Here is a 12,846-nt window from a genome sequence, read left to right on the forward strand (position 1 = left end):
CCGCGGCCTCCGGGAGGCGCGCCCGGCCGCCGCCGGGGGTCAGCGCTCCGGCTGGGCGATCGCCCGGGCCGCCACGACCTCCTGGTGGACCGGGGCGAGGACGGACTCCCGGGCCTCCGGCGGCAAGGGCCGCACGCGGACCTCCTTCAGGGTCGGGCTGCTGCGCACCCCCCGCGCCAGGCCGTGCAGCTCGTCCCTGAGGGCGGCCACCTCCTCGGCGGCGGGCGGCGCGGCCCCGTGGTTGACCCGGACCCGGGCCGCGGTCGTCGCGTCCACGATCCGCTCCACCGCCACCACCAGCGGCCACCACGCGGCGGCCCGCGGGCCGGTGGGCGGGGGTTCGGTCAGGGCCCGCTGGAACTCGCTGCGCACGTCCGAGAGGTCGCGGTAGATGCGGCGGCGGGCCTTTTGCCGGCTCAGCCGGGCGGCCCGCTGGGCGGCGTCGTCGGCGAAGGGGGCGAAGGCCCGCTCCACGTACCCGGCCGCGTCGTCCACGGCGTCGGCGAGCCGGGCCCCGATCCGGGTGTGCCAGCTCTCGGGCCACAGCAGGTAGCCGGCGATGAGGGCGATGGCGCAGCCGATGAGGCTGTCGACCAGGCGCGGCAGGATCAGGTCGAAGCCCTGGTGGTTGAGGAGGTCGGAGAGCAGCAGGATCACCGGGGTGATGGCCGCGGTCTGGAAGGCGTACCCCTTGGTGGAGAACACCGGGATCAGCATGGCCAGCAGCGCCATGACCGGCACGTCCCACCAGCCGCGCGGTACCTCGGAGAGGACGGCGGCCGCCAGGACCAGTCCCCCGGCGGTGCCCAGGGCGCGGAGCACGGCGCGGGAGAAGACGGAGCCGAAGTCCGGCTTGAGGACGAAGGTGACGGTCAGGGCGACCCAGTAGGACCGTTCCACCTGGATCAGGGAGACGAGGGACTGCGCGAGCCCGATGCACAGGGCGAGGCGCAGACCGTACCGCCAGGAGGTGCCGGAGAGCATCGTGTCGCGCACCGTCCGCCGGGCCCGGACCCGCAGGGCGGCGGGCCGGCCGAGCCGGTCGTCGATGTTGTACGGGTCCGGTTCGGGGAGCCGCGCGGTGGTCGCGGCGTACCTCAGCGCGGAGTCCAGGGCCCGCTCGGAGGGGCTCCGCGGCGCGGGCAGGTCCGGTACGGGGGCGCCGGGCAGGCCCGCTTCGACGGTTCCGGCCAGTTCCCGTACGGCCGCCGGGACCGCGGGCGGCAGGGGCCGGCCGCGCAGGTGGACGGCGGGAGCGGCCTCGACCAGCGGGATCAGCGCGTTCAGCTGGGCCTGCAGCCGCACCAGCGAGGGGCTGCGGCCGTGCACCCGGGCCCGGCGGCCCAGGACCAGGTCGTAGGCCTGGTTCAGGGCCTGGGTGAGCTGCTGGCGGCGTTCCTCGTACGCGGGTCCGCCCGCGGCCTCCAGGCTGTCGGCGAGGGCCCGGTAGGCGGCCGCGACGGCGGTCCGCTCGGGCAGCCGGCCGCGCACCGGCCAGCCCAGCAGGCTCAGGGCGAGCACGAACAGGCCGCCGGCGCTGAGCAGCAGCGGGGCGGTCCACCAGGGTTCGGGCATCGGCAGCCCGGCCCCGACGACCGCGTTGAGCAGGAGCAGCAGTCCGGACACGGAGGCGACCGTGCCGATCGAGGAGATCATCCCGGAGACGAGGGCGATCAGGGTGAGGACGCCGACGGCGAGCCAGCCGTGTCCGTAGACGAGGGTGCCCGCGGCGACGCCGACGGCTCCGAAGAACTGCGGGACGGCGATGTTCAGGATCCGCATCCGGTACGCGTCGGCGGTGTCGCCGATCACCCCGGAGAGGGCGCCCATGGAGACGAGGGCGCCGTACTCGGGCTCGTCCAGGGCGAAGCCGACGGCGAGCGGGGTGGCCAGCGCGATCCCGGCGCGTACGGCCGCGGCCCAGGGCACGGGCGCGCGGCTCGGCCGCAGTCCGGCGAGCAGCCAGGCGGGGGGAGCCAGCGGATTCGGCCGCAGCCGCCCGGACGGTATGTGCTCGGTGCGTCGTTCGGTGGTCATTCCGCTTCCGTGTCGCCGCTCGCGAATCGGTTCTTCTGGGGGTTCTGCGGAGTATGCGTGTGTACGTACCGAGCTTATGGGGTGCGGCGCAGCCGTCCGGCCAGCCAGGCGGCCAGGGCGGCCGCCAGCCCGACGGCGAGGACCACCCAGGCGGTGGTCCGCAGGAACGCGGTGAGCGCGTCGTACACCGCTCCGGCGGCGTCCCGGTCGACGTCGGCGGGCAGGTCGTCGAGGGTGAGGCGGCGGCACAGGACCACGGCGGTCCACAGGAGTACGGCCCCCGCGGCCAGCCCGAGACCGGTGGCCAGGACGGCGCGTCGGCGGTGGACGGCGACGGTGACGGCCAGCACGGCCAGGCACAGGGTCAGCAGGGGGAGCCAGACACCGGCGATCTGGAGCATGCGGAACCCCTTCCGGAGCGCGCCGAGGTTGTCGTACTCCATGACCTTCACGGTCAGGTGGGTTTCCGGGATGCGGTCGGCGAAGGGCACCCCGTCGGCGATCAGTTCCCCCCTGACCTGGGCGAGCACCGGCGCGAGGTCGATGGTGACGGCGTTCCCGCGGCCGGAGTCGAGGGCGGCGAGGAAGGCGGTGTGCGCGGCGCGGTTGGCGGCGTCCCAGGCCGTGCGGTAGGCCGGGGTCCCGGCGAAGGAGTGCAGGGCCTCGCCGATCAGGGCGTCGACCCCGCCCTGGAAGGGGCCCGCGTCGATCTGTCCGGAGAGGGCGCGGGTGGCCTGGCTGACGACCACGCCCCGGACAGCGGGGTCCTCGGCGAGCGGGGCCATGGCGGCGGTGTAGCGGTCGGCGTTCCCCAGCTCCCGGTCGGCCCAGTAGGCGACCGCGCTCGCGGGCACGAGGAGGGCCACGAGCACGACGAGGGCCGCCGACAGGTAGGTGCGCACGTCACCAGGGAATGCCCCGGGCGGTGAACGCCGCCACCCCTGCTGCTGCGTCCGAGTGATCCACTTGCCGCCCCGGGACGGCGGGTGTGCCCTGGATGGTGGAAGAGAGGAGCCCCGCCATGGCACATGCGGCACCCACCATGTCCCGGAGGCAGCGCCCCACGTCATCGGTGAACGTGGACCACAGCAGCAGGAACGCCCTGATCCGCGCACTGCTGCTCGGCCTCGTGTACGGGGTCTGGGCGGCCCAGATCCAGCGCCAGACGGGCCCGGTGACCGTGGGCAACGTCTTCTTCGGGATCCTGTGCGGCGTGCTGTTCGCCGCCGTCATGTTCGCCCTCCACGAGTTCGGTCCGCGCCTGATGCGGGAGCTGCACGCGACCGCCTACGGCGTCTTCGCGGGCGTGGCCACCGGCTATCTGCACAGCCTCACCAACTCCTCGATACTCCGGTCCATCACCGTCGGCCTCGCGGTCGGCGCGGGCGTCGGACTCGCCGCCTTCTACCGCTACTACACGCGGGAGGACTGACGGCCCCGGCGGCGCCGGTTCCCGTGCGGGAACCGGCGCCGCCCCCTGCGGTGGGCGCCCCCGAGGCTAGGCGGCGGGAGAGGCCGGGCCCGGCCGGGCTGCCGCCACGGGCTCCTCCTCGCGGCCCGGGACGGCGGCGGTCGTCGCCACCGCCTCGGGGCCGGCCGGCTGCGGTGCGGACGCGGGCCGTTCCGGGGCCGGGCGGACCGGCGGGGAGCAGCGGGCGGCCTCGGCGCGGAGCATGGCGTTCAGGGCGGCGTACGGGTCGATGGGCATGGCGGAACCTCACGGTGGTTCGGGAGTGTGGGGGACACGCTGCTGCTCGGCCCGCTCAGCAGCGCAGGACCACGCTCCGTACCGTCCGCAGGGATTCCGCCGGTGCGGCCGCCCCGGCCCGGGCCGCGTGCGGCGGCCCGGCCGCATCGCTCACGTGTTTCACGTGAAACATCCCCGGCGGCAGCCGCCGGACGGTGGGCGCCGTGCGCACCGCCGTCCGTACGGCCGCGCGGGCGTCGGAGTCCGCGGCCCCGTCCGACTGCCCTTCGGTGGGCTCGGCGGGGGCGGAGGAGGCCGAACGGGAGTCCGCGGCCAGGGCGGAGGCCGTACTCACGGCCGGACCGGCGCCGAACAGGCACAGCAGCGCGACGCAGGCCACCGTCAGGGCCCGCGCCAGCACCGTCCGCGCGTACCGCGCACCGCTCATGACGCCTTCCATGCCCCGGCGCGCCGGGGGGCTCCCCCTCCGGGCCCGAGAAGCCCCCGACCGGGGGACGAAGACACCCCCCTCGGCTGACAGCCGCCACCGCCCCACCGGGACCCCGCGCTCAGCCGGTGCGCAGCGGCCCGGTCAGCCGCGCCAGCACCGTGGTCTCCCCGCTGACCAGCCGCAGCCGGGCCCGCCCGGGCCGGCCGCCGGAGCCGGTGACCGCGCCGGGCGAGATCCGTTCGACGGTGAACACGGCCGTACGGTGGTCCGCGCGCGGGATCTCGATGGTGCGCCCCCGCCGCAGTGCGGCGAGCGGCAGCCCGTCCCCGCTGACCACGGCGGTGCCCGCGCTGCCGGGCACCGGGCCCGCAGGGTCCCAGCCGGCCACGCCCCCGTCGCTCTGCGGGCCCCGCGCCAGCGGGAGGTCCACCCCCAGGCTGGGGATGCGCAGCCGCAGCGGGCGCGAGGCGCGCAGCGGTGCGGCGGACACCCGGGGCCCGGTGCCCGGACCGTGCGTCCCGGAGTGTTCGAGCCCGCGCACGAGCCGCCGGTGTCCGGACAGGCCCAGCGCCCGGGAGGGCAGTGCGTCGGCGGTGCCGGAGGTGGCGGGCTCCGCGCCCTGGCTGCCGCGCAACAGGCCCACTCCGGTGCAGATCAGAGTGACCGTCAGCGTGGCGACGATCCACTGGGCGCGGGCCATGGCGTTCCTCCCGGGCCGGCTCGGTCGGCCGGTTCCTGTGAGCAGTGGACCGCTCCGGGCCGCCCGGCACCGCACGGGGGCGCCGGGGAGTGACGGCGCGTCACCGGCGTGTCGTGGCTGCGTGCCGGAGTCTTCGCAGCTCGGGGCGGTGCGCCGGGCGCGCTCCCGACGTTTCGACGCCGTGCCTCCGAACGGGTGAGGGCCGCCCCCGGCGGCATGACGCCCCACACGGCGCGGGCCCTGCGCGATGCGGGTCCGGCGCGGTGCGGGTCCGGCGCCGCGCGGGCCCCGGATGGTGGAGGCCCCGCCGGGTGCGTGACGTCGTGTCAGCCGGAGTGGGCCGCGTTCAGCCCCCGGGTATGGCGTCCGGGGTCGGCGGCAGTGGTCGGGCGGGCCAGTCCAGCAGCCGGGCCCCGATCGCCGCCGTCTGCAGGGTGTACCGCTGCACGGGATCGCCGGGGTCGTGGCCGGTCATCCGGTGGATCCGCTCCAGCCGGTAGGTCAGCGCCCGCACGCTCAGGCGCAGCCGCCGGGCCGACTCCGCGGCCACGCACCCGGAGTCGAAGTAGGCCGTCAGGGTCTCCAGCAGCGGACCGGCCCCGCCCCGCCCGGCCCGCAGCGGCCCGAGCACGCTCAGCACCAGGTCGGCCAGCGCGGCCCGGTCCCGGGTCAGCAGCGGGAACACCAGCAGGTCGGCGGCGCGCAGCACCGGCCCCTCGAAGCCGAGCCGGTCCGCCAGGCCGAGGGCGTCGCGGGCCTCCTCGTACGAGGCGGCTATCCCGCCCGCACCGGGACGCGGGCGGCCGACGGCGACGAGCCCCGCGTCCTGGAGCGCGGCGCACGCCTGCCGCGCGAAGTGGACCGGCACCTCGTCCCGGTCGCCCGGGGCCACGCAGACCAGCAGGCCGTCCTTGGTGGCGAGGAGGGCGGCGCCCTCCCCGAACCGCCCGGCCAGCGCCGCCCCCACCCGGCGGGCGGCCGGGCCCGCGTCCTCGCAGGGCTGCGGGCCGCGCGCGACGGCCACCGTGTACGCGGGCGCCGGGGCCGGTCCGAAGCGGGACGCCCCTCCGGCGGGGCCGCCCGGGTCGATCCGGCCGAGCAGCAGGTCGTCGACGTACTCCCGGCGGGCGGCCTCCTCGCGCCGCACCACCAGCTGCCGGGCCCGTTCCCAGCCCTCGGCGAAGGCGTCCACGGCCTGCTCCGCCGCCGCCAGCACGGGGTCCGGGGAGCCGTGCCCGTCGAGTGCGGTCCGGGTGGCGGCGAGATGGGCGCCGACGAGGCCGCGCAGCCCGTACCCGGCGGCGGCGGCCCGCGCGCCGAGGGCCCGCCGGGCGGCGAGCGCCTCTGGACCGGGGCGGCGCCCGGTGGTCCGGACGTCCGCGAGGATCCCCGCGTACCCGGTCAGATATTCCTCGGGTACGTCCTGTCCTGACGCCACACCAGCTCCCCGCTCCGTTCGAACTCCCATTGTCGCCAAGGGGTTCGCACAGGCCCCGGGCCGGGGCGGGCGGGACGCTCAGATCACCACGAACGCGACCGCCGCCGCCCCCATGAGGGCGGCGGCGAGGTGGATCGCGGGGTGGCCGTAGTCCCCGAACCAGAGTTGGCGGGCCAGTCCGCCCAGGGCGGCCAGGGCGGTGATGACCCCGATCTGCGCGAGCAGGGTGGCGGCCGTGAACGGGGCCAGGACCAGGAGTAAGGAGTTCAGCCAGAAGGGTGCGGCGCCGGTCCAGCCCCGCCATTGCCAGATCGCGGTCGGCATGTCCCGGCTCCCACCTTCCACACCCGCAACAGGTGTGTCGTGCTCAACTCGTCGGCTGTACAGCCTCCTGGGGTGCGGCGGCCGGGGCAATAGCGCGTTCGGCTAGAAATCCGAAGGCCAGGCCGAAAGTCGTCCACAGGGCCACCTGGATGCCCAGCGAGGCGAGGCGGAACTGCCAGATCAGCGCGGCCGGGAAGTCGGCCGGCACCTCGTTGATGCCGGGGAGCAGGGCGTAGGCGATGCCCACCGTCACGACGAAGCCCAGCGAGGCGACGACCGAGGCGTTCCAGTTGCCCAGGGAAGGGGCCAGGCGCCGCCCCAGGATCAGGGCGCCCGCGGCGAGCAGCAGGCTCAGGGCGATCATCAGGACGAACAGGGTGGTGCGCCGGACGACCGTGTCGGGGTCGCCCACGGCAGGCGGGTTGGCCGGGTACTTGAGGAACGGGACCAGGTTCACGGTGAGGAACAGGCCCCCGGAGACCAGCGCGGCGGTGGCCCGCGGGCCGAAGCGGCCGAGCCGGCCCAGGGCGTAGCAGAAGACGAGCGCGGCGATACCGCCGAGCGCGACGCCGTAGAGGAGGGTGCCGGTGCCGAGACCGGCCGTGGCCTGCAGGGCCCGGCTGACCGGGCCTTCCTCGGCGTGCTCGTGCGCGGCGGCCGCGCCGGCTTCCTCGATGGCGATGGCGGCGTCCACCTTGGACTCGCCGAGGACGTAGGCGACGAGGAAGGCGGCCACACCGGCGAGCAGGCCGGCCAGCATGCCCCGGATCAGCAGGACACGCGGGGAGATGGGGTTCATGCGTCGGTTTCCCTTGCTGGGGCAGAGAGGGGGGAGCGGGGGATCTCCGGGGTCCACAGGGCAGGCGGAAGCGGCGCACGGGCCGTACGGCGCTCCGCGGGTGCGTGCCCCGCGGAGCCGCGCGGGGATGCGCCCCGCGCGGAGCGGTACCGGCGCCGCGCGCGGGGAGAGTTCCCGGCGCCGCGTGGACCGGGGGTCAGCCGGTCAGTGGCAGGGGAAACCGAGCAGGTGACGGCCGTCGTGCATCCACTCGTGGATGGTGTCGCCCTGGAAGACCGCGGTGGCACCCTGCTCGGCGCCGACGAGGTACAGCAGGACCAGCATGAGGACACCGACGAACAGCGCCCAGGGGGCCAGTTCCTTCAGGGACAGCGGGGTGACGGCTACGGGCGCCGACGACGGCACGGCGGAGTGGGCCATGGCAGAACCTCCAGGGGGAACACGCGTCCCGGTCAGTGGTGCTCTTGACGAAGGTGGCGGGTCTGACTTCCCTGCCCGCACTGCTGCGGGAGGATTCACAGTGGCGCGACCGTGCCGGAATCTCACCGGTACTTCCGTCATACCTTCGTCATGTCGTCCGAGACCGTACCGCGCCCGTGGCTTGAACACCACGGCGTATCTCCGCCGTCTCACGCCCCGGGCGCGCGCTCTACGCTCCCTCCATGCCCGAGACGACACCCCAGGCCCCGCCGGATCCACCCGTACGGCTGCACCTGACCACGCCCCCGCTCGACGCCGCCGCCCGCCGGGGCCGGTTCGGGTACGGGGCCCCGTGCCCCGGCCACCCCGGTCTGGCCGGGCCGGCCACCGGGGACTGGGCGGGCCGGACCCTGGAGGAGGTCGCCGCCGAGGACCCGCGGGGGATCCGCGACTGGCTCACCGACCCGCACTACGCGCCCCCGGGCGGCGGGGAGTCCGTGGCCGCGCTGATCGCCCGGACCGGGGCGCACCTGGCCGCGCTGCCGCCCGGCCGCCACGACGCGGTGGTCGAGCAGGCCGTCGTACGGGCCGCGGTGGTGTGGGCCCTGGAGCTGCCGGAGCAGGCCTTCTGGCGGCTCGACGTACGGCCCGGGACCGTGACCGCCCTCAGCGGCCGCTCCGGCCGCTGGAACCTCCTGGTGGGCCGCCCGGCCGGGGAGTGAACGGCACGACGGCCCGGACCCCGCGACGCGGTCCGGGCCGAACGGCGCTGCGGGGCAGCGATGGTGTTACGCGACGATCCAGTCGGACGTGGCTATCACCGGCTGCACGCCGTCGCGGTGGATGGTGCCCTCGATCAGGCCGTACGGGCGGTCCGCCGCGAAGTACACCTCGTTGTCGTTCTTCAGCCCGAAGGGCTCCAGGTCGACGAGGAAGTGGTGCTTGTTGGGGAGGTTGAGGCGCACCTCGTTGACCTTGGGGCAGTTGTCGAGGACGCGCTCGGCCATCTGGTTCAGGGTCTGCTGGAGCGAGTACGAGTAGGTCTCCGCGAAGGCTTCGAGCATGTGCTTGCGGACCTTCTTGTACGACCCGTCCCAGTCGAAGTCCGCGTCGTCGGCGGCCAGCGCCGAGTGCGCCCAGCGGGCGGTGACCTTGGTCGCCAGGATGCGGTCGTACGCCTCCTGGAGGGTCGTGTACTTGTCCTTGATGTAGCCGTGGAACTCGGAGTTGGTCGAGTTCATCACCGTCAGGTCCTTCAGGCCGGAGATGACCTGGAGGCCGGTGGTCTCGCTGTAGGTGACCTGCGTGGTGCGCACCTCCTGGCCCTTGCGGACGAAGGAGTGCTGCTCCTTGCGCGTCGGGACCGGGATCCGCTCCCAGGCGAACTCCTCGATCCGGATCTGCGCCTCGCGGATCGGCTGCTGGGAGGAGACGAAGTGCTTGGCGAGGTGGATGCCGAAGGCCTCGGGCGAGGCGACGCCGTGCTCCTTGCCGAAGGCGTACACCGTGTTCTTGGTGGTGTCCGTGGGCAGGCAGTTGGCGTTGTCGCCGGTCAGGTGGACGTCGCGGAACTCGCCGCGCAGGGCGACCGAGACGTTCAGGTCGCGGATCTCGGCCCAGGAGCCGTCGCTGCCCTTGCGGGTCACCACGACGATGCGGTTCTCGGCCTTGCCGTACTGGTTCTGGCCCAGGACGTGCTTGCTCATGCTGTCTTCCTTCGGGTACTCGGGAACACGGAGTCCGATTGGTCTGGATCCCGTACGCCCGGCGTCCAGCGCGCGTCCCGACTGAAGACGTGCCGCTCCCCGCCGTTCGGCCCCTGGGGGCCGCCCCGGGACTGACGTGCATCCCGGTCCGTAGGTGCTGAGTAGTACTGCACGGATTGCAGCATGCGCACGAGGGTTCGACCACCGTACGGATCCTCCGAACACCAGCACCCACGGATTGGGCGACCGTACAGACCCGCAGGTCAGGCCATGTGCGCGTCGGCCACCGAGAGGGCCTCGTCCAGGACGGCCAGGCCCTTGGCCACGTCCTCGGTGGAGACGTTGCAGGGCGGGGCCACGTGCATCCGGTTCCCCGCGAGGAGCGGCCACAGGCCGCCCTTCTTCAGGGCCGCCCCGAAGGCCGCCATGGGCGCGTTGTCGGCCCCGGAGGCGTTGTACGGGACGAGTGGCTCGCGGGTGTCCGCGTCCCGTACGAGTTCCAGCGCCCAGAAGGTGCCCAGCCCGCGGACCTCGCCGACCGAGGGGTGGCGCGCGGCGATCTCGCGCAGGCCCGGTCCCAGCAGTTCGGCGCCGGTGCGGGCGGACTGCCCGACGATGTCCTCCTCCTCCATCGTGTTGATCGTCGCGACGGCGGCGGCGCAGGCCAGCACGTGCCCGGAGTACGTCAGCCCGCCCGGGTAGGGGCGGCGGGCGAAGGTCTCGGCGATCGCGGCGGAGATGGCGACCCCGCCGAGCGGCACGTAGCCGCTGGTGATGCCCTTGGCGAAGCAGATCAGGTCGGGGGTGACGTCCCAGTGGTCGGCGGCGAACCAGGTACCGGTGCGCCCGAAGCCGACCATGACCTCGTCGAGGATGAAGACGATGCCGTAGCGGTCGCAGAGCGCGCGCACGCCCGCCAGGTAGCCGGCCGGGGGCACGAGCACGCCCGGGGCGCCGCCCACGGTCTCCAGGATGATCGCGGCGATGGACTGCGGGCCCTCGAAGACGATCGTGTCCTCCAGGTGGCGCAGGGCGCGCCCGCACTCCTCGGCCTCGGTCGTGGCGTGGAAGGGCGAGCGGTAGAGGAAGGGCCCCCAGAAGTGCACGACGCCCGCGGTGGCGGTGTCGTTGCCGAAGCGGCGCGCGTCACCGGTGAGGTTGATCGCGGTGGAGGTCGCGCCGTGGTACGAGCGGTACGCGGACATCACCTTGGGCCGGCCGGTGTGCAGCCGGGCCATCCGGACGGCGTTCTCGACCGCCTCGGCGCCCGCGTTGGTGAAGAAGATCTTGTCCAGGTCCCCGGGGGTGCGCTCGGCGATCAGCCGGGCGGCCTCGGAGCGGACGTCGACGGCGAAACCGGGTGCGACCGTGCACAGCCGGGCGGACTGCTCGGCGATCGCGGCCGCGACCTTGGGGTGCTGGTACCCGATGTTCGTGTAGACGAGCGCACTCGAAAAATCGAGGAAACGGTTGCCCTCGTAGTCCCAGAAGTACGAGCCCTCGGCCCCGGCCACGGCCAGCGGGTCGATGAGCTCCTGCGCCGACCAGGAATGGAAAACGTGCTTCCGGTCGGCGTCTTTCACGGCGGCGAGGGCGTCGGCGGCTTCTGCGTTCATATATCGAGGGTAGTTGTCCAGGATGTGGACCCGGGGGTGCCTCCGGTGCGGCGTGGCCGGGAGCTGACTTGACGGACGCGGGCTCCCCCGCTCGACGGGTTCCGGCCCTCGTCATAGCCTCACCGCTACCGGCCGCTCCACGGGGGAGAACGGCGGAAAACTCATGGTGGGGCCCCCTTCGGTGTCCCCCGCAGCTGCGGGGGACACCGAAGGGGGCCCCGTCGTGCATGGGGGATCCGGCCATCGCGTGGTGGGATTTGTCCGTCCCCCTCGGGGGTAGGTGCGGCGCCGGGGGACGGGCGGCGTAGACGGGAGAGCCTGTGGCCGAGCAGACGCGGAAGCTGGTCCTGGGCGGTGGCACGGCGGGTGTCGTGACCCGCTGCCGGGACTTCACCCGGCGTGCCCTCGCCGACTGGCACTGGCCCGCGGGCGCCGAGGCCGAGGAGGACGTGCTCCTGCTGGTCTCCGAGGTGGTGACCAACGCCTGCCTGCACGCGGGCGGCCCGCGCGAGCTGGTCCTGCGGCACGCCCCCGGCGGGCTGCGGGTGGAGGTCACCGACGACAGCCCCGAACCGCCGAGCCCGCGGCCGCCGGACCGGGCCCGGCCGGGCGGGCACGGGCTGATCCTGATGGAGCGCCTCGCCCGGGGGTGGGGGTGCGTACCGTCGCCGCCGGGCAAGACCGTGTGGCTGGAGCTTCCGGGCCCGCCGCCCCCGGGCCGGGACGCGGACCCGGACGCGGCCGGGCCGGACGCGTAGGCGCGGGGCGGGCGGGTTCAGGCGGCGCCGGCGGGCGCGGTCTCGGGGGCCTCGTCGGGCGACTCGTCCGTGAGGAGGCCGCCGCGCAGCCGGTCCAGGGTGCGGTGCAGCAGCCGGGACACGTGCATCTGGGACAGCCCCAGCCGCTCCCCGATCTCGGACTGGGTCAGCTCCTGCCCGAAGCGCAGAGCCAGCAGCATCCGCTCCCGCTCCGGCAGCCCGGCCAGCATCGGCTTGAGGGACTCCAGGCACTCGATCAGGTCGTACGCGGGCTCCTCGGCGCCCAGTGAGGCCCGCTCGGCCTGCGGGTCGCGTTCCGGGTCGTCCTGGGCCGGGGCGTCCAGTGAGCGCGCGGAGTAGGCGCAGGCGGCCTTGCGGCCCTCACCGAACTCCTCCGGCGTGACGTCCAGCTTCCGTGCCAGTTCGGCGTCGGTGGGCTCGCGGCCGAGGCCCTGTTCGAGGGCGTCGTGCGCCTTCGCCGTGTCGATCCGCAGCTCCTGGAGCCTGCGGGGGACCTTCACCGCCCAGCTGGTGTCGCGGAAGAACCGCTTGATCTCCCCGCTGATCGTGGGCATCGCGAAGGTGGTGAACTCCACCCCGCGCTCCGGGTCGAACCGGTTGATGGCCTTGATCAGCCCGATCGTGCCGACCTGGACGATGTCGTCCATCGGCTCGCTGCGCCCGCGGAAGCGGCGGGCGGCGAACTTCACCAGGCTCAGGTTCAGCTCGACCAGGGTGTTGCGGACGTACGAGTACTCCGCCGTGCCCTCTTCGAGCTCGGCCAGCCTCCGGAAGAGGGAGACCGAGAGCGCCTTCGCCTCGCCGGTCGCGACATCGGTGTGGTCGCTGTGGTCGGTGAGGTGGGGGTCGGTGAGGCCGAGGCCGGTGAGGTCGGTGCGCTTCATCGCTC

The 12,846-nt window shown here is 74.5% G+C and carries 15 protein-coding genes; 3 read left to right on the plus strand and 12 right to left on the minus strand.

Features of this window, described 5'->3' with window-relative positions; all coding sequences use genetic code 11:
- Window positions 1–39: 39 nt before the first annotated feature.
- Complete coding sequence (locus SLAV_RS19685; RefSeq protein WP_078950070.1) at window positions 40–2,037, minus strand: FUSC family protein; 1,998 nt, start codon at window positions 2,035–2,037, stop codon at window positions 40–42.
- 74 nt (window positions 2,038–2,111) lie between these two features.
- Entirely contained in the window at window positions 2,112–2,939 is an 828-nt protein-coding gene (locus SLAV_RS19690) for a hypothetical protein (RefSeq protein WP_030224966.1), read from the minus strand.
- Between the two features lie 119 nt (window positions 2,940–3,058).
- On the opposite strand from SLAV_RS19690, the gene SLAV_RS19695 reads away from it, so the two are divergent.
- A complete protein-coding gene (locus SLAV_RS19695) occupies window positions 3,059–3,469 on the plus strand; it encodes a hypothetical protein (RefSeq protein WP_030224964.1) in 411 nt (136 codons plus the stop codon).
- A 66-nt stretch (window positions 3,470–3,535) separates the two neighbouring features.
- Here the strand turns inward: SLAV_RS19695 and SLAV_RS19700 are convergent, their stop codons facing one another.
- The 7 genes from SLAV_RS19700 to SLAV_RS19730 all read right to left on the minus strand — a co-directional run bounded on the left by SLAV_RS19700 (window position 3,536) and on the right by SLAV_RS19730 (window position 7,856).
- Window positions 3,536–3,745 carry a hypothetical protein gene (locus SLAV_RS19700; protein WP_030224962.1) on the minus strand — a complete coding sequence of 70 codons (210 nt, stop codon included), beginning with the start codon at window positions 3,743–3,745 and terminating at the stop codon, window positions 3,536–3,538.
- A 55-nt stretch (window positions 3,746–3,800) separates the two neighbouring features.
- Window positions 3,801–4,172 (minus strand): hypothetical protein, encoded by a 372-nt coding sequence (locus SLAV_RS19705; RefSeq protein WP_030224960.1) that lies wholly within the window; start codon window positions 4,170–4,172, stop codon window positions 3,801–3,803.
- Between the two features lie 121 nt (window positions 4,173–4,293).
- A complete protein-coding gene (locus tag SLAV_RS19710; RefSeq protein ID WP_051840216.1) occupies window positions 4,294–4,875 on the minus strand; it encodes a class F sortase in 582 nt (193 codons plus the stop codon).
- A gap of 346 nt (window positions 4,876–5,221) precedes the next feature.
- Window positions 5,222–6,313, minus strand: a complete 1,092-nt coding sequence (locus tag SLAV_RS19715; protein ID WP_030224956.1) for a PucR family transcriptional regulator — start codon at window positions 6,311–6,313, stop codon at window positions 5,222–5,224.
- A gap of 78 nt (window positions 6,314–6,391) precedes the next feature.
- Window positions 6,392–6,637: a hypothetical protein gene (locus SLAV_RS19720; protein WP_030224954.1), complete on the minus strand. Its 246-nt coding sequence runs from the start codon at window positions 6,635–6,637 to the stop codon at window positions 6,392–6,394.
- A gap of 43 nt (window positions 6,638–6,680) precedes the next feature.
- Window positions 6,681–7,436 (minus strand): CbtA family protein, encoded by a 756-nt coding sequence (locus SLAV_RS19725; protein ID WP_030224952.1) that lies wholly within the window; start codon window positions 7,434–7,436, stop codon window positions 6,681–6,683.
- A gap of 204 nt (window positions 7,437–7,640) precedes the next feature.
- Window positions 7,641–7,856 (minus strand): CbtB domain-containing protein, encoded by a 216-nt coding sequence (locus tag SLAV_RS19730; protein ID WP_030224950.1) that lies wholly within the window; start codon window positions 7,854–7,856, stop codon window positions 7,641–7,643.
- A 242-nt stretch (window positions 7,857–8,098) separates the two neighbouring features.
- Here SLAV_RS19730 and SLAV_RS19735 point away from each other — a divergent pair, with 242 nt between their 5' ends.
- Window positions 8,099–8,578 (plus strand): histidine phosphatase family protein, encoded by a 480-nt coding sequence (locus tag SLAV_RS19735; RefSeq protein ID WP_051840211.1) that lies wholly within the window; start codon window positions 8,099–8,101, stop codon window positions 8,576–8,578.
- 66 nt (window positions 8,579–8,644) lie between these two features.
- On the opposite strand, the gene pucL is transcribed toward SLAV_RS19735, so the two are convergent.
- Window positions 8,645–9,562 (minus strand): factor-independent urate hydroxylase, encoded by a 918-nt coding sequence (gene pucL / locus SLAV_RS19740; protein WP_030224946.1) that lies wholly within the window; start codon window positions 9,560–9,562, stop codon window positions 8,645–8,647.
- A gap of 263 nt (window positions 9,563–9,825) precedes the next feature.
- Window positions 9,826–11,178, minus strand: a complete 1,353-nt coding sequence (locus tag SLAV_RS19745; RefSeq protein WP_030224944.1) for an aspartate aminotransferase family protein — start codon at window positions 11,176–11,178, stop codon at window positions 9,826–9,828.
- Window positions 11,179–11,498: 320 nt separating this feature from the next.
- On the opposite strand from SLAV_RS19745, the gene SLAV_RS19750 reads away from it, so the two are divergent.
- Window positions 11,499–11,936: an ATP-binding protein gene (locus SLAV_RS19750; RefSeq protein ID WP_030224942.1), complete on the plus strand. Its 438-nt coding sequence runs from the start codon at window positions 11,499–11,501 to the stop codon at window positions 11,934–11,936.
- A gap of 17 nt (window positions 11,937–11,953) precedes the next feature.
- Here SLAV_RS19750 and SLAV_RS19755 read toward each other — a convergent pair whose 3' ends face one another.
- Window positions 11,954–12,841, minus strand: coding sequence for a SigB/SigF/SigG family RNA polymerase sigma factor (locus SLAV_RS19755; protein ID WP_051840208.1), 888 nt, complete (start codon window positions 12,839–12,841; stop codon window positions 11,954–11,956).
- Window positions 12,842–12,846: the final 5 nt, after the last annotated feature.

Origin of the sequence: Streptomyces lavendulae subsp. lavendulae (assembly GCF_002803845.1) — a bacterium.
GTDB lineage: Bacteria > Actinomycetota > Actinomycetes > Streptomycetales > Streptomycetaceae > Streptomyces > Streptomyces lavendulae.